General features: G+C 63.0%; 7 protein-coding genes and 2 pseudogenes. 4 read left to right on the top strand and 5 right to left on the bottom strand.

Annotated features, from left to right (window positions below; genetic code table 11):
• The coding region (locus tag HMPREF2935_RS13175; protein WP_168166288.1) for a hypothetical protein at nucleotides 1–209 on the top strand (209 nt) is incomplete at its 5' end.
• A 475-nt stretch (nucleotides 210–684) separates the two neighbouring features.
• Nucleotides 685–1845, top strand: coding sequence for an RtcB family protein (locus tag HMPREF2935_RS04380; RefSeq protein ID WP_070732090.1), 1161 nt, complete (start codon nucleotides 685–687; stop codon nucleotides 1843–1845).
• A gap of 136 nt (nucleotides 1846–1981) precedes the next feature.
• On the opposite strand, the pseudogene HMPREF2935_RS04375 reads toward HMPREF2935_RS04380, so the two are convergent.
• The 5 genes and pseudogenes from HMPREF2935_RS04375 to HMPREF2935_RS04355 all read right to left on the bottom strand — a co-directional run bounded on the left by HMPREF2935_RS04375 (nucleotide 1982) and on the right by HMPREF2935_RS04355 (nucleotide 18005).
• Nucleotides 1982–3258 (bottom strand): annotated as a pseudogene (locus HMPREF2935_RS04375) (Fic family protein).
• A gap of 291 nt (nucleotides 3259–3549) precedes the next feature.
• Entirely contained in the window at nucleotides 3550–12651 is a 9102-nt protein-coding gene (locus HMPREF2935_RS04370; RefSeq protein WP_070732089.1) for a type I polyketide synthase, read from the bottom strand.
• Between the two features lie 187 nt (nucleotides 12652–12838).
• Nucleotides 12839–14377, bottom strand: coding sequence for an AMP-binding protein (locus tag HMPREF2935_RS04365; protein ID WP_061920327.1), 1539 nt, complete (start codon nucleotides 14375–14377; stop codon nucleotides 12839–12841).
• 43 nt (nucleotides 14378–14420) lie between these two features.
• Nucleotides 14421–16151 (bottom strand): long-chain-fatty-acid--CoA ligase, encoded by a 1731-nt coding sequence (locus HMPREF2935_RS04360; protein WP_061920329.1) that lies wholly within the window; start codon nucleotides 16149–16151, stop codon nucleotides 14421–14423.
• A 135-nt stretch (nucleotides 16152–16286) separates the two neighbouring features.
• Nucleotides 16287–18005, bottom strand: coding sequence for a long-chain-fatty-acid--CoA ligase (locus HMPREF2935_RS04355; RefSeq protein ID WP_070732086.1), 1719 nt, complete (start codon nucleotides 18003–18005; stop codon nucleotides 16287–16289).
• Nucleotides 18006–18087: 82 nt separating this feature from the next.
• Here HMPREF2935_RS04355 and mshA point away from each other — a divergent pair, with 82 nt between their 5' ends.
• Nucleotides 18088–19353, top strand: a complete 1266-nt coding sequence (gene mshA / locus HMPREF2935_RS04350; RefSeq protein WP_070732162.1) for a D-inositol-3-phosphate glycosyltransferase — start codon at nucleotides 18088–18090, stop codon at nucleotides 19351–19353.
• Nucleotides 19354–19385: 32 nt separating this feature from the next.
• Nucleotides 19386–19920, top strand: a pseudogene (locus tag HMPREF2935_RS13520) (two-component sensor histidine kinase); the annotation flags it as partial.

Genomic DNA, 19920 nt, shown 5'->3' with positions numbered 1-19920 from the left:
GCCACACCAGGTTCTTCGCCTTCGGTGCGATGAGCGGATCAACGCAGTCCAGCGACACGTTGGCCGGGATGCGGCCGGTGCGGAAGACGTCGATGATACCGCCGGTCTGGAAGAGCGCGGCACCCGCCTTGGAGGGACTCGCCCTGCACGTCGTCGATGCGGCCGGCGACCACGACGTCGGCTTTACCCAGAGCAATCTTGCTGCATAACCCAGATAAAGATCCAGCCCACTCTCGACTAGGTCGAGGTGGGCTGAACGATTAAACGAAGCTCATCACGGCGCACGACACCCCGCCAGACGGACGAACAAATGAGCAGGCAGCGAATGCGGTTGAATGGACGGTGTCAAGTTTTTCGTGGCTGGGTGAATTTCTTCGCATCATCAATCGCATGCAGAAATCGCGTACATCGTGTAGGCTCACACGCAGCACTAACAGCCCGAAAGAAGAACGAGAAAGCATAAAGGAGGCGAACCGCGATGATGACCTATAACAATCAGCCGCTAGGACGCTTCTTTAAGCAACTCTTCTAACAGGCTGACTTGACCATTTCCCGGGAAAGCGGCCCTGCTTATCCCGGACGTTGGTGCCAGCCGCGCGACCCGCGCGCAAACTTATAAGTCAGCCGCCCAAGCAGGCCCTTTCTCACGAACTGCGTTACGCAAACGCAGAGAAAGGCTCTTTTATGCGCCTGCACAACTTCGCCTCCATTGTTGAAGACAAGACGGTGGCGCAGGCACAACTCGTCGCTGACCTGCCCTTCGTCTACCCACACGTGGCGCTCATGCCTGATGCCCACTTCGGCAAGGGCTCCTCGGTCGGCACCGTTTTCGGCACGCTGCGTGCCGTCATCCCGGCGGCCGTCGGCGTGGACATCGGCTGCGGCATGATTGCCGTGCGGACCCACCTTACGCACGCGGATATCCAGGACTTCGCTCTCGAGGACCTGTGCACCGCGGTCGAAGACTCCATTCCACTCTCGCCCGGAAACTACAACGGTTGGATCATGGACCCGCGCACCGAGGCCCGCACGCGCGAGCTCGCGCAGCTGGCCCAGGACACCGGCGTGGACCTTAGTCATTCGAAGCACTGGCGCCAGCAGCTAGGCAGTTTGGGCGGCGGCAACCACTTCATCGAGCTGTGTCTCGACGAAGAAGATCGCGTCTGGCTGTTCCTGCACTCCGGCTCGCGCGGCGTGGGTAACAAGATTGCACAGAAGCACATCAAAGCTGCGCAGCGCCACTGCGAGAAGCACTGGATCCAGCTCGCGGACAAGGACCTGGCCTACCTCGTCGAGGGCACGGAAGAGTTCGACTCCTACATTGCGGATCTCCACTGGGCACAGCACTTTGCGCTGCTCAATCGCGATGAGATGATGGACCGCTTCCTCGACTGCGTCGCCACCTGGTCCGGCGCGGATCGCGAGAACCTCGAGCTCGAGCGCATCAACTGCCACCACAACTACACCCAGCGCGAGAACCACTACGGTAAGAACGTGTGGCTCACGCGCAAGGGCGCCATCAAGGCGGATGAGGGCGACCGCGGTCTCATCCCCGGCTCGATGGGCACCGCCAGCTACGTCGTGGAAGGCAAGGGCTACGCGCCGGGCCTTAAGTCTGCGCCGCACGGCGCCGGCCGCGTCATGTCGCGCACCCAGGCCAAGGCCCGCTTCACCGAGGAGGACCTTGCCGCACGCATGGAAGGCATCGTCTATCGTCCCGGCGCCGAGTTCGTCGATGAGATTCCGGACGCCTACAAGGACATCGACCGCGTGATGGCCGATGCCACCCAGCTCGTTGAGGTCAAGCACACCCTGCGCCAGATCCTCAACGTTAAGGGCACCTAATCTGCGCCATTAAGGGACCGTCACTTTGAGTGACTGTCCCTTTTGCGCTTTCCGATGCCTTTCCTGCAGCGTCGCACCAGCACGACGCTTTGCCTTATGTAAGGAAACGAAGCGCGTGACTACTAATGATTACTGCTTATTTATCGCGAAGGGCTGGAACCGCTCGGCCGGTCGGAGGTGAAAGCCGAGTATTAAACTGCGTCGAGGCGAGTTGGCGTTCAGCATCGTTGACCAACATGAAAACATCGTCAGCGAAGTAACCGAGAAGCCCGCCCACACCGATGACTTTCTTACGCAGAATGCCAGCGTCGGTGAGTGAATCGAGAGCATCTCGGGCCGTGCTTGTCGATGAAATCCCCAGCTCGGACTTCACGATGGGCACCGTGACCAAAGGCATGGCAGGTAGCTTCTTGAGCAGTTGGAACTCCGTCGAATTCGATTTCAATGCGCGCTTGCTTCCTTGCGCAGTGCGGTGGTGATTGACCTTGTCCATCCATTCTGCTTCTAGGGCGGCGACGCTATCCGCAAGTTCAGCTGCTTTGGTGGTGGCGACTTGTGCAGCCTTGACGAAGAAAGAGATCCATGCCAGCACGTCACCCTCGCGGAATTTCGTGAGTCCGTCGACGTAACGGTCACCGAGCGTTGCCAGAACCATACTGACGGGGAGAACCGTAGCATCGGTGAGCCCTCTGCGCTGCAAAAGCGCGTGAATCTTGGCTCGCCCCACGCGTCCATTCCCATCCGGGAATGGGTGGATGGTCTCGAACTGTGCATGAACCAGCGCTGCCTGAACGAGCGCGGCGTGGTCTGCCCCGTTGAAGTATTCAATGAGATCGTCGAGGAGTCCTGGGACTTGTACAGGAGGCGGGGGACAAAAGCCGCATCGATGGGGTGATAGTCAGACCCGCCAATCCAGTTTTGAGTAGTTCGTACTCCTTGCAAAGGCTTTTCTGCAACGAGCGCTGTCTGCATTGCAACAATGTCATCCAGGACCAGCTCGTCTTTGTAAGCTAAGTCTGCATTGATGGTGTCGAGGATGGCGACATTGCGGGCGACAGCTGTTGCGGATTCTTTGAAACCCCGAATTTCGGAATCTGATTCACGCGCGAGGATCGCCATGGCCACTTTGTCGGAGTTGGGAGCGATTCCCTCGATCCGGGAGGAAGCGACGGCCTCAGAACGGAGCAGGAGTCGCACAACTCCTTCAAGGGAGTGGGTATTGTCTCTCATCCCAAGATTGTGAATCTCCCGCTCGATGCGAACGATACGTCGCGAGAGCTCGGACGGAAGCTTCAACGACATGCTTGCGAGGGGATCGGGAACGAAAGCGTGATACTTACCTCCTTGTTTGGCGCGTCGAGAAAGACCACTGCCATCAGCGGGGATCCATTCCAATTCGCCTGTCTTTGCCACAGCTGACTCCTGTCATGCGCTTGGGGCATTGGAGATAAGACTTATCCCGGTAGATCGATATCCTAGTTTACCGGGATAGCTGTTATCCCGGTGGACTGCGAGCGCAATGCGCCAGATAACTCTTATCGTGAGCCACTGCTTTGCAGACGTGCGGTTGAAGGTGTCTCAGGTTGGGATCGACGGGCGCACCTACAATCCACATGAGTGGTTCGTCGCGCCGCTTCCCTTTTCCGGAAGCGGGCCTGAGCTCTATCTACTACTGGCTGGTCTGGCCAGCCAGTTAGCTAACGACTACACACTCGGGAATTCACCGTTGCTGCCCAGGCGCGCATCGGCGTCGAGGAGCATGGAGATTTCCGCGGCCTTGTCGGCGTCGACGAGGCCGTAGCCGTCAATCATCACCTTGGCGTCGGCGTGCGGCAGGCGGCGGCCGTCGATGACCTCGAAGAGCGGCGCGCGGCCCAACATGCCGGCCTCGAAGCGGGCGTGACCGGCGGCTAGGCGCTGCTCGGCACGCTCGCGCCAAGCAGCTGCAGCGTCAGTGCCGCGCTGCTTGGCGACGGCCTTCTCAAACACGCCCGGGTGCGCGTACACGATGAGCGCGCCGACGTGTCCGAAGCCCAGCGAGGTCAGCGCCGCGGCCTTCACGCTGCGGCCCGCGGCTGCCAGATCCAGCGGCGAACGCAGCCACACCAGGTTCTTCGCCTTCGGTGCGATGAGGGGATCGACACAGTCCAGCGAGACGTTGGCGGGGATGCGCCCGGTACGGAAGACATCGATGAGCCCGCCGGTCTGGAAGAGCGCGGCGCCGGCTTTGGAGTGGCCGGTGAGCGTCTTTTGCGAGATGACGAACATCGGCTGATCCGCGTCGCGCCCGATAGCTGGCCACAAGATGGAGTGCAGCTCGGACTCGTTCGGGTCGTTGGCGTTGGTGGAGGTGTCGTGCTTGGACAGCACCGTGACGTCGTTCGGGCTAAGGCCCAGCCCGCGCAGCGAGCGTGCGAGACGAGAGTTCTCTCGACCACGACCGGCGCCCAGAGCGCCGAGGCCCGGAGCCGGAATGGAGGTGTGGGCGCCGTCGCCGTAGGAAGCGGCGTGGGCGACCACGGCGAGCACCGGCAGGCCGAGCTCGGCCGCCAGCGAACCGCGCACGAGCAGAACCGTGCCGCCGCCTTCGCCTTCGAGAAAGCCGCCGCGGCGGCGGTCGTTGGCGCGGGAGATGAAGCGCTCGTCGATGCCCTGCGCGGTCATGGCGGAGGTCTGCGCCGTGGCGTTCATATCGCCAAAGCCCTGCAGTGACTCGACCTGAACGTCATCGATGCCGCCGGCGACCACGACGTCGGCTTTACCCAGCGTAATCTTGTCGACGCCCTCCTCGATGGACACCGCGGCCGTGGCGCAGGCGCCGATGGGGTGGATCATCGAGCCGTATCCGCCGACCAAGGACTGCATGGTGTGCGCTGCAATGACGTTGGGTAGGGCTTCCTGCAGGATGTCGGAGGGGCGGTCCTCGCCCAAGAAGCGGGAGACGAAGACCTTGTGCAGGGACTCCATGCCGCCGATGCCGGTTCCCTGCGTGGTGGCGACCTGGCCTGGGTGGACGGCCTGCAGGAGCTCGGCGGGGCTAAAGCCTGCCTGGGTAAAAGCATCGACGGCGGTGACCAGGTTCCACACGGCCATGCGGTCGAGGGAGTCCAGCATGTGGTCCGGGATGCCCCAGCGGGCGGCGTCGAAGTTGTCCGGCATCTGCGCGGCCACGGTGCGGGTCAGCGTGGCCTTGCGCGGCACCTTTGCGGTGGCGCCCTTGTGGCGGGTGACCTCCCACTCGCCGTCAGCCTCGCGGATGCTGGTGAACTCTGGGTCGGCTTCGGCGATGTCGCGGGCGAGTGCTTCCGAGCTGACGCTGAAGGTGATGTCGCGGTCCAAGAACACCGTGGTCAGGTCGATGGAGCCGCGGTCAACCAGGTGGTACTTATCGGTGAGCTCGCGGACGCCGGCGCGGGCCACGACCTCGTCGCGGAAGCGCTCGTAGATGTCCTCTTCTGCAATCTGTTCGTCAGTCTCGCCGACGAACCAGCCCGGCGTGGGCTCCTCGTGCCATGCGATGAGGCCGGTCATCCACGCGAGTTCGATGACACCGGCGGCGGTCAGCTCGCAGGAGCCGTCGCGCTGCAGGCCATACTCGGCCTCGAAGCGGGTGCGGCCGGAACCCCAGGAGCTCACCTCGCCGATACCGGCGATGACCACCATGTCGTCGAGGTCGGTGGTGATGTCGCCAAGTTCCTCAGCCAGCTGCGGCTGCACCGGGCGTGCCGGGGAAGGCAGTGCCTTGATGCGGGCGGTGGTGTTCTTGACGGCACTCTCTGCAGCGGACTGCGCAGCAGGCTTCTCGACCTCTAGGGAGGTCAGCGAGAAGCCTTCGAGACCGCCGGTGAGGTCTGCCTCGATCGGGCGTTCGGTGGCGCGGGCGCGGGACTCGGCGGAAGCTAGGTCTAGCAGCTCAGAGGAGATTTCCTCCGGCGACCAGACGTGGATGCCGGCCTTCTGCGCGGCTGGAACGAGGACGTCGTTGCCGCCCATGAGGTGAGTGCCTGCAACCCAGCCGATCTTGGCTTGCGCAAGGGTGACGCTGGCAGGCCAACCAGCCTCGACGTTCCACTTGGCCAGGATGGCGTCGAGCGCGGCCTTGACTTCGCCATAAGCGCCGTCGCCGCCGAAGGTACCGCGGTTGGGCGAGCCCGGCAGGACTACGTGGCACCGGGTGGGGCTCGGGGCCTTGACCGCGAGGTCAGAGAGGCCGCCGATGAGGCGCTCGACCGACCACAGCAGCAGGCGAGCCTGGGACTCCGTGGAGGAGCCGGCGTCTGCAAGCGAGCCGGAAACAGACGGTGCCGCGAATGGGAATGCCAAGGTTGGGGTGAGCGCTGGCTTGAGAATCTTCACCTCGTTGCCCACGGATTCGCGCTGCTCGGAACCGATCCACTCCACCAGGGAGTCCACGTCGCGGAAGCTGGTGAGGTTGGCCGGAACCAACCACAGGGCAGATCCCTGGCGGCCGTGCTCGGCGTAGAGGCGGCGGGCGAATTCCTTACGGGATTGGGTCACTCGCGATGCCGTCATGATGACGGTTGCGCCGCCTGCGAGGAGGCGCTCGACCACGGCGGTGGCAATGGAGCCCGGTGCGGCGCCGGTGACGAGGGCGACGTCGTCGGCGTAAGCGCCGCGTTCGGTGGACTCGGCGGCTGCGGCTATCTGCTCGAAGTGGGCAGAGTCGACAGCGGTGTTCCCCGAGCGTGCCCACCAACGGGCCTGTTCAGCCACGGTGGCGCCGGCGCCCTGGAAGACGGCAGGCTGCGCGAGCTCGTCGTCGGCTACGATCTCACCGAGTGCTACGCGGGCGAGGCGCTCGCGGGCGGTGGCCCAGGCGTCGTCGAAAAGCAAGGCGTGTGCCGCGTCGAAAGAAGGGGTGACGGACTTGAGCCAGCCGGAACCGAGCTCGGCCTCGACGGCCTCGATGACCTCGGTGTCTGGGGCGGTGGCCTCGGCAGGCTCGGCGACGTGGCCGAGCTGGGTGAGGACCTGGCGGGCCACGGTGGCGAGCACGCCGTTCTCACCGGTCACGGTCTCGGCGTAGGCCTCGAGAGCGGCGGAATCCACGACCCCGCCGGAGGCTCCACCTGCGGCAGCGCCCTTGGAGACACTGGCGCCGTGCGCATTGGCGACGCCCTGGACGGCGGCGTCGATAAGCTCGTGCGCCGCGGACTTGCTGGTGGCGCTGGACGGAACCGTGTTCAGGCTGCCGCCGCGGACGGAATCCTCGTCGCGGGAGCCGAGCAGGATTTCGGCCTCGACGTGGGCGACCCAAGACTCAGGCAGGCCCCAAGTGCCGGTGACGTACTCGGCCACGGCGGCGGGCTTGAGGCCTGCCGCACCCAGCAGCTGGCGCAGGCGGGCGGTGATGGCCTCGCTGAGAATAGAGCCGAAGGGGGCGTAGCTTGGCGCGGCGGTGCTAACTTTTTCGCGCAGGCTGGCGACGTCCGCGTCTGCCGCGCCGTCGATAGCCGGCACACCGATTTCGGTGGACATGTCCATCAGCAGCTGGTTGCGGCGCGAGGAAACGCCGTTGGTGAGCTCCTCGATGGTGTCGGAGTCGTTGATCTGGTCGATGCGGATCTTGTTCTGGAACGCAAAGAGCACCATGATGGCCTCGGCCGCGCGGAAGGTGAGCTCGGGGGCGGCACCTGCGGAAGGCGCAGCCGGGGCAGGACCTGCGGGAGCGAACTCGGCCGGGGCTGGCGCGGATTCAGTGGCTGGGGTGGCTGGGGCGGCTGGGGCCGATGCGGCCTCGACAGTCGGTTCCTCTGTCTCTGGGGCGGTCTCGGGCTCTGGTGCTGCCTGGACGTCCTGGAGTATGACCTGGTCTTGGTCGCGCTCGACGTTGAATACGGGCAGGTCGCGGCCTGCCACGGCCAGGGAGCGCTTGGCCAAGTTGGTCAGGGTTGGGGAGGCGGCAAGGCCGACCTCGATTAATTGATCGACCTCGTCGAAGAGCAGTTCCTGGGTCTCAATCCAGCGCACCGGGGAGGCGAACTGCCAGGACAGCAGCTCGATGAGGAGCAGGCGGGCGAGTGCCTGCGGCTCAAGCGAGGAGGCGTCGAGGCCATCGAGCTTGCCGGAAGGAGCCTTCTTTGCCACGGCGTCGACGAACTCTTGGGTCAGCTCGAAAGGCACTGCGACGAGGTTCGGCACATAGCGGCCTACAAGGGCAGAAAGATCTAGCTGTGCGGGCAGCAGCTCGTCGAGCTTTTCTGCGAAGGCTGCCACGCCATCGCGCAGCACCCGTGAGTGGAAAGGAACGTCGATGCCCGGAACCATGACGGCGGCGCGTGGATGGGCCGCCGTCGCACGGCGAATAAGCTCTTCTAGGCCAGCCTTGGTGCCGGCCACGGAATATTGCTGGCCGCGGATGTTGTAGTTGACGATTTCCAAGAACTCGCCGGTCTCCTCCGCGACGGAGGCGACGAAGGAATCGACCTCGTCTGCAGAAATTCCCACAAGGTTTGGACGCAGCGCCGCCATCGCGTACTCCGAGTTGCCCTCCGCGTCGCGCGGGACCAAGCTGCCCATGGCAGATCCGCGCGAGTAGACAATGTCGATGACCGCTTCGAGATCAAAGATATTGGCCAGCGAGGCCAGCGCTGTGTACTCGCCGAGGGAGTGGCCAGCGTACATCGCATTTGAGGCAACGGCGTCGTTTTCGCGCAGGCGCGCAGTCTGCGCATAAGCCACCACGGCCAGTGCTACCTGCGTGAATTGGGTGAGATGCAGCACGCCCTGCGGGTGGACGAAGGTTTCATCGTTGACGCGCAGGGAAGTGGGGTTGTCATCGATGACGTGTCGGATACTAAAGCCCAGCGCCGCACGGGTGTGCTGGTCGGCGCGGCGCCAAATCTCCCGCGCGGCCGGGGAAGCGGCGCGGTCCGTGCTGCCCATACCCTCGGCTTGGATGCCCTGACCCGGATAGATGTAGGCGGTGCGCGGCTGTGCAAGCAGCGCCTGCCCGCGGGAGACTACTTCGCCGTCGATGCGGCAGGTGACTTCGAGCGCGGCGTGGATGCCCTTGCGGCCGACGCGCTCGACGACGATGTCAATGACGTCGTGCAACTGAACCATTCCGTACATGGAATAGGTCCAGCCCACCACCTGCCCGTGGCGGGCCGCGAGGTGCTGCGCGGTGGCAGAAAGCCACATGCCATGAACCAGCGGAGCCTCGAGAGCCACGAGCTGGGCGGCGTTATAAGAAGTGTGGATGGGGTTGTAATCGCCCGAGACCAGCGCGAATGGGGTCATATCCTGCGGGGCAGTGACTACCGCGCGGTCGATAAAGGAGCGCGGGGTGGAGGTGATCTTGGTCGAGGATTTGCCGCCGCCCCACTCCGGAGCCGGCGTAGGTGCCGCGGTGCCGCTCGCGCGCCCACGGATGGCAAAGCGCTGGACTTGCGTAGCGACGATTTCGCCCGCATTTTCCGGGACGTCGGGGCCGTTGCGCAGTTCGAGCTCCACGGTCACGATTCGCCCGGAGGCGGATTCCTCGATGGAGGTGCACTGGGAGGTGACGTCGATGCGGCGGCCGTCGGCCAGCTGGGCGAGAGGAACACGCAGGTCCACGAGGTGATCTAGGTGCACGGCGTTGAGCAGGCCCTCGATGACTGGGTAGCCATCGGGCAGCAGGCCAGAGCCCAGCGCGGTGTAGATGGCCGGCCAGCAGGGGCCGACTAGCACATCGGGGGTGCCCACCGGCAGGGCCGTCTCAGCCACGGGCAGGCCCGCGCCGGTGACAGCGGTGTGCGCCTCCAAAAGAGAGGCAGGCAGGTGGAAGGAGTAGTGCGCGCGGCCGAAAGGCGCCTCCGCGTCGATGCTGTCTTCTTCGATGCGTGGCATCTCGTCGATGACGTCGCCTTGCTCGGCCACCGAGCCCACGCCGGCGAGGCCGCGCAGGAGCGCGTAGACGGCATCGGGCAGGCGCTCGTGGGAGACCACCGGCGAGCCGCCCGTGGACACATCGGCCGGCAAGTCCACAGGCACGGTGACCTCACGGACGTAGAAGGGGCGCTGGTTATCCGGCAGGTTATCCCAGTAGGAGTCGGCGTGAATAACAATTTCCCATTGGCCGGTCTCATCCTGGCGTAGCTCAAAAGCGGAGGCATCCATGTGGAAGGCCGGGTTATCCATCAAGTGGCCATGCCAGACCAGGGTGGGGGAAGCCTTGATGAATTCCGCGGCGTCAGCAACCGCGTGCAAGCGGGAGAAGAGGCGTTGTGGCTCTTCGCCTGTATCGCACAACTGTTGGGTGGTGGCGGCCTCGAAGCGCGCGAGCAGCTCCGCCACGGGCTCATCCTTGCGCGTGATTCCGGCAACCGACACGGGGCCCGGGATGATGCGCACTTGGTCGGCGGTGTAGCGCGGGTCCTGCGCCTGCCACAGCGTGTCTTTGCCAAACCACGTCTTGAGATCGCCGTCGATGGCAGGCACCCACGGCATGGGTTTTACATGTTTGTAGTGCAGCGAGATCCACCAGGCGGCGTCCCGTGGGGACACGCTTGTCGACGCCGCCTCCGGGTAGGTTTCCAGCAAAAGCTTTAAAGCGGCAGGGGCATCGTGGACGTCATCGATGCTTGGGAAAAGGGTGTCGATCTCGCCGTGATCCGCCGGGTTGAGGCGCGCCTCCACGCGGTGGAGAAGGTCGAAAAAGCGGTCATCCCAGGTGGGATCGACGAAGGGGTGGGCCAGCTCGACGAAGCGCTCCAGCCACTGGGCGTAGGTCATCTTCTCGACGTCGCCGAAGTAAGGCTTCGAGGTTTTGTTAAGGGCGGCGATGATTTCTGCGCGGTGGGCCGCGTAGTCCTCGGTGGACAGGGAAGTGATAAGGCGCGAGGCCGCGGCGAAGGAGTTGTCGAGGTCGTGGATATCGGCCAACAGGTGGGATTGGGAGGAGGCCACGCCATTGGTGCCGGTGCCGCGGCCGACCCAGCCGCCGTTGTCTTCTGGCGAAATGCCGGTGGTGTCTACCAGCAGCTCCTTGACCGAATCGGTGGCCTTGGCCTCTTTGGTGGCCATGGCGACGGTGCCGATGAAGACGGCGTCGACAGGCAGGCGCAGCTGACCGTAGCGCAGTGCCCACTTGCCAGTGAGATAGTCGGCGGCGCGCTGTGGAGTAGAGATGCCACCGCCCACTGCGAGCACTACGTTGTTGTGCTCACGGATTGCGGCGTAGGTCTCGAGCAGCATGTCATCGAGGTTGACCCAGGAGTGGTGGCCGCCGGCGTGGCCGTCCTCGACCTGCATGATTACCTGGTGTTCCGGGTAGGCGGCGGCGATGCGCAGGACGTCGCGAGTCTGCTGGGCGGTGCCGGGCTTGAAGGAGATATAGGGGAAGCCATCGCTGTGGAGCTGGTTCAGTAGCGAGCCTGCTTCCTCGACTTCTGGGATGCCGGCAGAAATGCACACGCCGTTGAATGAGGCGCCAGCCGCACGCGCCTTGGGCACGATGCGGGTTTGACCGAATTGCAGGTTCCACAGGTAACGGTCGAAGAACATGGTGTTGAACTGTGCCGTGCGGCCTGGGTTCAAGTGTTCTTCCATCACTTTAAGATGGGTGCGGAAGACCTCGTCGGAGTACATTCCGCCGCCGGCCATCTCGGTCCAGTGGCCGGCGTTTGCGGCGGCGGCCACGATCTCGCCGTCGGCGGTCGTTGGCGTCATGCCGCCCAGCATGATGGGCGAGAGACCCGTGAGATCGGAGAATCGGGTTTGGGTATAGAAACGGCCATCGGGAAGCTCCACCAGGCGGGGCGCGAAGTCGCGGTAATCAAGCGGCTCGGGCAGCTCCGTGCCCGGTGTGGCAAGGGCGTCGCGTTGCTCGGGCGTAGCAATCTCTACGATGACGCTGCCGCTGCCGGTGACCAGCGGCTCACTCAGGCGCGTTAGGGAAGCGTCGAGGCTGAGCAAAAACTCCGAGCCTTGTGCTTGCTTTTCAGCGATGTTTGCCTGGATAAGGCTCGGCCAATCGTGTTCTTCGACGAGAATTTCGCGCGCCAGGCCGTGGTCTGTGATTCCGCAGGCAGCTGCCCATTCTTCGGTGAGCTCGGCGGCGGCGTGAAGGCTGGGATGGTGGAAGGGAAGGGCCACTGGAAGCTCGGTGGCGTGGAGCTCGAGCTCGTCGCCGCCTACGGTCCGCTCTGTGAGAGTGGCGTTGTATTCATCCACTGCGCCTTCCAAGGCGGTGCGCGTGGCTGCGAGGTAGTCTGGGGAACCGGATAACGCGAAGGCCCGGCGGCCGTTGACCACGGCTATGACGGCATCGCCTTGGAGGCGTTCCTCCACGAACTCGCGCGTGAGTCCGCGCAGCGCCAGCATGTGCGAGCGGGCGTCGACGCTGCCGTGGCTTGCCGACGCCGCCGTTCCCATCACTAGTGCCAAGCTCAGCGCCTCCTGCGGGTCGTGCAGCGCCAGCACTCCGAGGGAGCCTTGGGAGTGGCCGAGTGCTCTTTCCGGACGCAGGCCCAGCTGCGCGAGATGCTCCACTGCGGCGATCTGCCCGAGCACGATTCCCGGGATGGAATAGGCGGGGAAGACGTCTGCGTCCTGGACGTTGTCCTCGCCGTCTATAAGTTCCTGCAGGCGGCCGAAGACGCCGGGGCAGGTTGACGCGATTTGGCGCGCGACTGGGGCGGTGGTGGTGCGGGCGGATTCGAGGAGCTCGACCAGGCGGGTGCGAACCTGTGGCTGCGCGGCGGCCTGTGCGAGTGCCTTCTGCCAGGCAGAACCCTGGCCGGCGAAGAGGATGGTGGCGCCAGTTAGGCGGTGAAGTGGTGTCAGGGATGACAAATGCATCGGGTTATTACCTCGGAGTTTTTTGGTTGGAAGAAAAAAGAGGAGAGGAAGTAAAACCGCGTTAAAGAATAGTTAGCTATAACAAAATAAACGCGATGACGACACGGTAGCTTACATAGGCGTAAGTTTGCAGCCTTATTCGCCCAAAATGTGAGGTTTTACTCAACTTTGGGGGTGGCTGGAAGAATTACAGAAAACGCTCGGCCACAGCGCGGCGGCGGAGTTTGCCCAGGCCATCGCGGCCTAGGTCTGGAACCACGATGAACTCGCGCGGGACCTTATAGCGGGCGAGCTGGCCACGGCACCACTCGCGGAGTTCTTCCTGCGTGGGCTGCGCGGCATCCGCGGGCGCGCCGGGTTGGGCGCTGGCGAGCACGATGCAGGCTACGACGTCTTCGGAGCCGTCGGGGCGAGGGCGGCCGATAACGGCGGCGTCGGCAAGCGCAGGGTGAGAAAGCAGCACCTCTTCGACCTCGCCGGGGTAGACGTTGAAACCGCCGGTGATGATGGTCTCTTTGAGGCGGGCGCGCAGGGTGATAAAGCCATCGGCGTCCTGAGTGGCGAGGTCGCCCGTGCGCAGCCATCCGTCCTGGAAAGCGGTGCGGGTGGCCTCCGGATTGTGGAGGTAGCCGGAAAAGACCTGTGGCCCGCGCACGAGTAGCTCCCCGGTGTCGGGGTCGATGCGTACCTGCGTATCCGGCATGGGGATGCCAATGCAGCCGGCGCGGCGGTGTTCGTTCAAAGGATTGCAGGTCACAACGGGCGCGGCCTCGGTAAGCCCATAGCCTTCCACGAGGAAGCCGTGGGCCTGAGTCTCCCACTGGCCGATGGTTGCAGAGGGCAGCGTCGCGGCGCCGGAGATGGCTTGGGCGATCTTCGGAAGCTCCGGTGCGGCGTCCACAATGCGCTGATAAACCGTAGGGACCGCGGGCAGCCAGGTGGGAGGGGCTGCCGCAATTGCCGCAAGGATAAGCTCTAGGCGCGGGGCAGGCACGAGGCTAATCGACGCCCCCGTGACCACACCTACCGTCAGCGACATGGTCAGGCCATAGGAGTGGAACAGCGGCAAAACCGCCATCGCTTGTGGGTGCTCCTCCGGTAGGCACCAGTGGGCCATTTGCAGTGCGTTGGCGGCGAGGTTGCCATGAGAGAGCATGGCGCCCTTGGGGGTGCCCGTGGTGCCGGAGGTGTAGAGGATGAGTGCGAGATCGTCTTTGTTTACTTCGGCCCGTGGCGTTTGCTTCTTACCCTCGGCGAGGAAATCTTCCCAGTCTGCGTCGGCGTCGATGACGTGCTCAAGCTGCGGCAACTCGCGGAAGATGCCTACCGCCGGCCCCTGTGCGATGGCTACGCGGGCGCCATGGTGGGCCACCATCGGGGTCAGTTCATGCGTGGTGAACTGGGGATTGTGCTCCACCACGGCAGCGCCCAAGCGCAGTGCCGCATAAAAGGCAATGACGTGGGCGGGGCGGTTAGCAAGCGCCAAGGCCACGAAGTCGCCGCGCTGCACGCCGCGGGCGCTCAGTGCGCTGGCGGCCCGGTTGATCTCGGCGTCGAGCTGCGCATAAGAAAGTTCTTCGCCCATATAACGCAGCGCCACCCGCTCGGGGTGCGCGGCGATGGTCTCAGCCAGTTGGCTAAGGAGCGTGGCGTTGCCGTAGTCCAACGAGGTGGGCGTCCATTCGCCGTAGAAGCGGTGCCAGGGCTGAGAAGAAGAAAACTGCATCGCTTTTAAGCTTAGCCCTGGCTGCTATGGCGGGCCTAAACCGCTAGCTGTGGTTTCCGGACTTTAGGCGCTGCAGCAGATCCGCCTGCACTTCGCGGCGGCGAATCTTGCCTAGCTGGTCTGCGGCAAGGTGCTCGAAGTGGTAGAAGGTGCGCGGCACCTTGTAACGGGTCAGGTTTTGGCGCGCGAAGTCCTTCATGCCTTCTGGGTCGAGGGCGGCGCCGTCACGCAGGATGACACAGGCGACGACGTCCTCGGAGCCGTCTGCACGCGGGCGGCCCACCACGGCGACATCGACGACGTCGGGGTGCATGCCGATGACCTTTTCGACTTCACCAGGGTAGACGTTGAAGCCGCCGGTGATGATCATCTCCTTGATGCGGGAGACGATCTTGATGAAGCCATCGGACTCCATGACCGCCATATCGCCGGTGCAGAACCAGCCATCGTGGAAGGCCTTTTCAGTGGCTTCTGGGTTCTTGAAGTAGCCCTTGAACACCTGCGGGCCGCGCGCGAGCAGCTCGCCGGGCTCGCCGTCTGGCATGGTCTCGTCAAGGTTGTCCGGGTTAGCGATACGGATTTCGGTATCGGGGAAGGGGATGCCGATGTAGCCGGGGCGTCGTGAATTGTTCATCGGATTGCCGGTAAGGACCGGGGAAGTCTCGGTGAGGCCGTAGCCTTCAACCAATAGGCCGCCGCTCAAAGACTCCCACTTCTCAACGGTCTCCGGCGGCAGCGCGGCGGCGCCCGATAGCGAGTTGTGTACGCCGGTGATGTCGACGTTGTTGGCTTCTGCAGCTTCGATGATCTTGGAATACAAGGTGGGCACGCCAGGCAGCCAGGTAGGCCGGTGCTTTTTCATGATGTCCATGATGAGCGGGATCTTTGGTGCCGGGGTGAGTACGAGCTCGCCGCCGACGTAGACGCCGAGTGCTGCGAGGAGTGTGAGGCCGTAGATGTGGAACATTGGCAGAGCGGCCAGCATGCGCTCGGGTTTATTGCCAAACTCGGGCACCCAGGCCACACCTTGTTTCACGTTGGCGCAGATATTCGCGTGGGTGATTTCCGCGCCCTTCGGTGTACCCGTGGTGCCGGAGGTGTACAGGATGATGGCGGTGTCTTCGGGGTGAATTTCGGCGTCGGCAAGCTTGGTGCCATCGCCGCCGATTGCGGTGCCGGTCAGGGTGCTCCACGGCACGGTGTTGGGCGCTGGGGCGGTGAGCTGCTCGCGCTGCTCCGTGATGGGTGGGATAGGAATGCGCAGGAGCAGCTGCTTGCTGCGCGGCATGGCCTCGGTCATGTTGACGGAGATGATCGTCTCAAGCGGGGTGGTTTCGCGCAGCTGCTCGAAGGTGGCGGTCATCTTGTCCCAGACAATGGCCACGCGGGCGGCGTGATCCTGGAAAAGGCCCTCGAGCTCGTGGGCGGTGTAGAGCGGATTGTGCTCGACGACGATTGCGCCCAACTTGAGCACCGCATAAAAGGCCGCGATGTGCTGTGGGCAGTTAGGAAGCGCCATGGCCACGCGATCGCCGGGGCGGATGCCAAAGGCCTTAAGCCCGGCCGCTGCGGCGCGAACCTGGATATCTAGCTCGTGGTAGCTTTGTTGGCGTCCAAAGAACCAGGTAGCCGGCCAAGTTCCGTGCTTGGCAAGGTTCTCGTTGTAGATATCAAGCAGGGTCTGTTCGCCGTAGTCGAGGTGGTGGTTGGTCCACTCGGCGTAGCTGGCAAGCCAAGCTTTGGACTCGTATGCAGATGGCTGGGTATCCGACATGACGTCACTCCTTTGGGGTGGCAAACAGTTTTGTTTCGGACAGTATAACCATTTTGTGAACTAAACACTTCTGTCTGCCAAACTTTTCCGTCATGCTCTTCCGGTGGGGCCGGGAAGTGGAGTCGGAAGCAGTGGCTACTGCCCAGCCTTTTCCTTCTCCAGGCGCTTGAGCAGATCGGCCTGGACTTCGCGGCGGCGAATCTTGCCCATCTGGTCCTTGGCCAGTTCCTCGAAGTGGTAGAAGGTGCGCGGCACCTTGTAGCGGGTGAGCCGCTCGCGGCAGAATTCCTTCAAGCCTTCAGGGTCGAGCGCCACGCCGTCGGCCAGGTCGATGCAGGCCACGACGTCCTCAGAGCCGTCGGAGCGTGGGCGGCCGACAACCGCGACGTCGTCAATCGCCGGGTGCGTACGCAGCACCTCTTCGACCTCACCTGGATAGACGTTGAAGCCGCCGGTGATGATGATTTCCTTGATGCGCGAAACCAGGCGGATGAAGCCGTCTTCTTCCATGATGCCCATGTCGCCGGTGCGGAACCAGCCGTCGTGGAAGGCAGCTTCGGTGGCCTCAGGGTTGTTGAGGTAGCCCTTGAATACCTGGTGGCCGCGGGCGAGGACCTCGCCCTCGACGCCGTCGGGCTGGGTTTCGTCGAGGTTGTCCGGGTTTGCGATGCGGATTTCGGTATCCGGGAACGGGATGCCCACGTAACCTGGGCGGCGATCGGTGCTCATCGGGTTGCCCACGATGATGGGGGAGCACTCGGTTAGGCCATAGCCTTCAACCAGCAGGCCGCCGGTGTATTCTTCCCACTTTTCCACGGTATCGACAGGCAGGGTGGAAGCGCCGGAGAAAGCCGCGCGCACGCCCTTGATGTCAATTTTGTCTTCCTCAGCTGCCTTCACGATGCGCTCGTAGAGGGTCGGCACGCCCGGAATCCACGTCGGGGTGTGCTTCTTCATCAAGTCCATGATGAGGGAGATGTCCGGCTTCGGGATGATGACCAGTTCGCCACCGATGAGCGGCTGTAGGATGACGTTCATGACCAGGCCATAAGCGTGGAAAAACGGCAGCGCACACAGCATGCGCTCTGGCTTATCGCCCAGGCCAGGGACCCAGTGCTTGCCCTGCAGAATCACGGCAAAGAAGTTGCCGTGGGAAAGCTGCGCGCCCTTTGGCTGCCCCGTGGTGCCGGAGGTGTACATGATGACCGCCACGGTGTCCTTGGTGATGTCCTCCGGTGTCTTGACGTCGCGGCCGTCGCCGCCAATCGCGTTGCCGATGAGGCTATCCCAGGTCACGGTGTTCTTTGCGTGGGTAGAAAGCTGCTCGCGCTTGGACTTTAGAAATGGCAGGTACTTCAGCGCCAGCTTCTGAGTCGTTGGCATCGCATCGATCATGTTGATGGAGATGACCGTCTCAAGGTTCGTGGTGCCACGCAGCTTCTCCAGGGTAGAAGCCGTCTTGTCCCAGGCAATTGCGATGCGGGCGCCGTGATCTTTGAACAAACCCTCCAGCTCGTGCGCAGTGTAGAGCGGGTTGTGCAGCACGGCGATGGCGCCGAGCTTCAGGATGGCGTAGAAGGCCGCAACGTACTGCGGGCAGTTCGGGGCGACGATGGCCACTTTGTCACCTGGGCGCACTCCAAATGCCCGGAGGCCGGCGGCCGCGCGGCGAACTTGGCGGTCGAGCTCAGCAAAAGTCTGGGTCTTGCCAAAGAAGTACGTCGCGGGCTTATCCGGGTTGATTGCCAGATTGTTGTCGTAAATGTCGAGGAGAGTGGTGTCTCCGTAGTCAAGGTGGTGTGGTGTCCACTCTGGGTAGAACTGGAGCCACTCCTTGTTGTCGATTGCCGACATGGGGAATTCAGCACCTTTCGGTTACGTAAATTTTAGCACGGGCCAGTATAGCCATGAATAGGGAACGCTAGACTGTGTGGATATGCGCATCGCGATGATTTCTCTGCATACTTCCCCTATCGAGCAGCCCGGTTCCGGCGATGCCGGCGGCATGAATGTCTACGTTCTTAATATCGCGCGGCAGCTGGCTAAGCAGGGAGTAGAGGTCGATGTCTTTACCCGTGCTACCCGGCCTAGCCAGGGGGAAGTCGTCGAGGTTGAAGAGCGCCTCCGGGTTATCAATATCGTGGCCGGCCCGTATGAGGGCCTTGATAAGGAAGACCTTCCCACGCAGATGATCGCCTTTGCCGGTGGCCTGGTGCAGTTCGTGAAATGCTTTGGGCTGGAATATGACCTTATTCATACGCACTACTGGCTCTCCGGCCAGGTGGGCTGGCTGCTGCGCGATCTGTGGGGCGTGCCGCTGGTGCACACTGCTCACACTTTGGCGGCGGTAAAGAATGCCCACCGCACCGCGGACGATACGCGTGAATCGGAAGCGCGCCGCATCTGCGAGCAGCAGTTGGTCGATAACGCTGACCTGCTCGTTGTGAACACGAAGCAGGAGGCGCAGGATTTGGTCGAGCATTACGACGCCGACCCTTCCCACATCAAGGTGGTCTCGCCCGGCGCTGACGTTGAGCTGTTTACTCCGGGCACCAACCGCAACACAGAGCGTTCGCGCCGCGAGCTGGGCATTCCGATTCACACCAAGGTCGTGGCCTTCGTGGGCCGCCTGCAGAAGTTCAAGGGCCCGGAGGTTCTCATTCGTGCAACCGCTGAGCTCATTGAGCGCGATCCTTATCGCAATATCCGCGTGCTGTTCTGCGGTGGCCCATCGGGGGTGAACTCGACGCCGGAATACTACCAGAACCTGGTGCACAAGCTGGGGCTTTCCAAGCACGTGCGCTTTCTAAGCCCGCGTCCGCCGGAGGAGCTGGTCTCCATTTACCGCGCGGCCGATCTGGTGGCGGTGCCCAGCTACAACGAGTCCTTCGGGTTGGTGGCTTTGGAGGCACAGGCCTCCGGTACCCCCGTCATCGCTGCGCGCGTGGGTGGCCTGTCCATCGCTGTGGCAGATGGAAAGACCGGCGAGCTCGTCGACGGCCACTCCCCCGAGGCTTGGGCGGATGCCTTGGAGCACTTGCTTGACGACGACCCGCTGCGCATCAGCATGGGCGAAGCCGCCGTCAGCCACGCCGCGAAGTTCAGCTGGGCTGAATCCGCCAACGTTCTTGCCCGGATCTACGAGGAAGCCCTGCACATCGAGGTCCCGGATTGCCATGCGCGCCGGGCAATTGGTTACTAAGTAGCGGGAGAAAAGACTTGATGTCTAAAGGCATGACTTTTCTGCGCACTCTCCGCTTAGGCGATGTGCTGCTTGCGGGCTTGGCCGTGTTACTGGCGCTCTTGTACACCCTGGTACCGGGGCCGCTGCCTATGGAGATCCACATCGTGCAAGCTGTGGTTTCGTGGGCCTTTGTCCCGTTCTTTCTCATTTGGCGGTCGCGGCCTGTCATTGCTCCGGTAGGGATGATTTTCTGTCTAGGGGCATGGGCAATTACCTGGATGCTGGCGCTCCCGACGAATTCTGGATTCTCTCCGTGGTTGGTTGCTGCTCCTTTAGCTGTTTATTCTTCTGCGCGTTTATGTGAAGAACGGTGGATTCCAAAGGCTATTCTCGGCGCAACGTTCGCTGGCACTTTCGCTTCGCCGTTCATGTGGAAGCTGCAACTAGACCTGACCGAGCGATACCGAAGCGGAACGGATTTTCTATTTACTTTCCTTTTCCACTGGCTACTTTTGTTACTCGTTTATGTAGTTGCGGTGCGTTTGCGTGACAAGGAGGTGGAACGGCAGGCGCGACAGCGTGAAG

The sequence above is a fragment of the Corynebacterium sp. HMSC076D02 genome (assembly GCF_001813815.1).
GTDB classification, from domain to species: Bacteria; Actinomycetota; Actinomycetes; order Mycobacteriales; family Mycobacteriaceae; genus Corynebacterium; species Corynebacterium simulans.
Note: the sequence above shows the minus strand (reverse complement) of the source record. Positions and strands in the feature narration are given on the sequence as shown.

Bases quoted from the DNA above. Each gene is read 5' to 3' on its own strand.
- mshA (WP_070732162.1), top strand. From the start codon at position 18,088: ATGCGCATCGCGATGATTTCTCTGCATACTTCCCCTATCGAGCAGCCC.
- HMPREF2935_RS04365 (WP_061920327.1), bottom strand. From the start codon at position 14,377: ATGCAGTTTTCTTCTTCTCAGCCCTGGCACCGCTTCTACGGCGAATGG.
- HMPREF2935_RS04370 (WP_070732089.1), bottom strand. From the start codon at position 12,651: ATGCATTTGTCATCCCTGACACCACTTCACCGCCTAACTGGCGCCACC.
- HMPREF2935_RS04355 (WP_070732086.1), bottom strand. From the start codon at position 18,005: ATGTCGGCAATCGACAACAAGGAGTGGCTCCAGTTCTACCCAGAGTGG.
- HMPREF2935_RS04380 (WP_070732090.1), top strand. From the start codon at position 685: ATGCGCCTGCACAACTTCGCCTCCATTGTTGAAGACAAGACGGTGGCG.
- HMPREF2935_RS04360 (WP_061920329.1), bottom strand. From the start codon at position 16,151: ATGTCGGATACCCAGCCATCTGCATACGAGTCCAAAGCTTGGCTTGCC.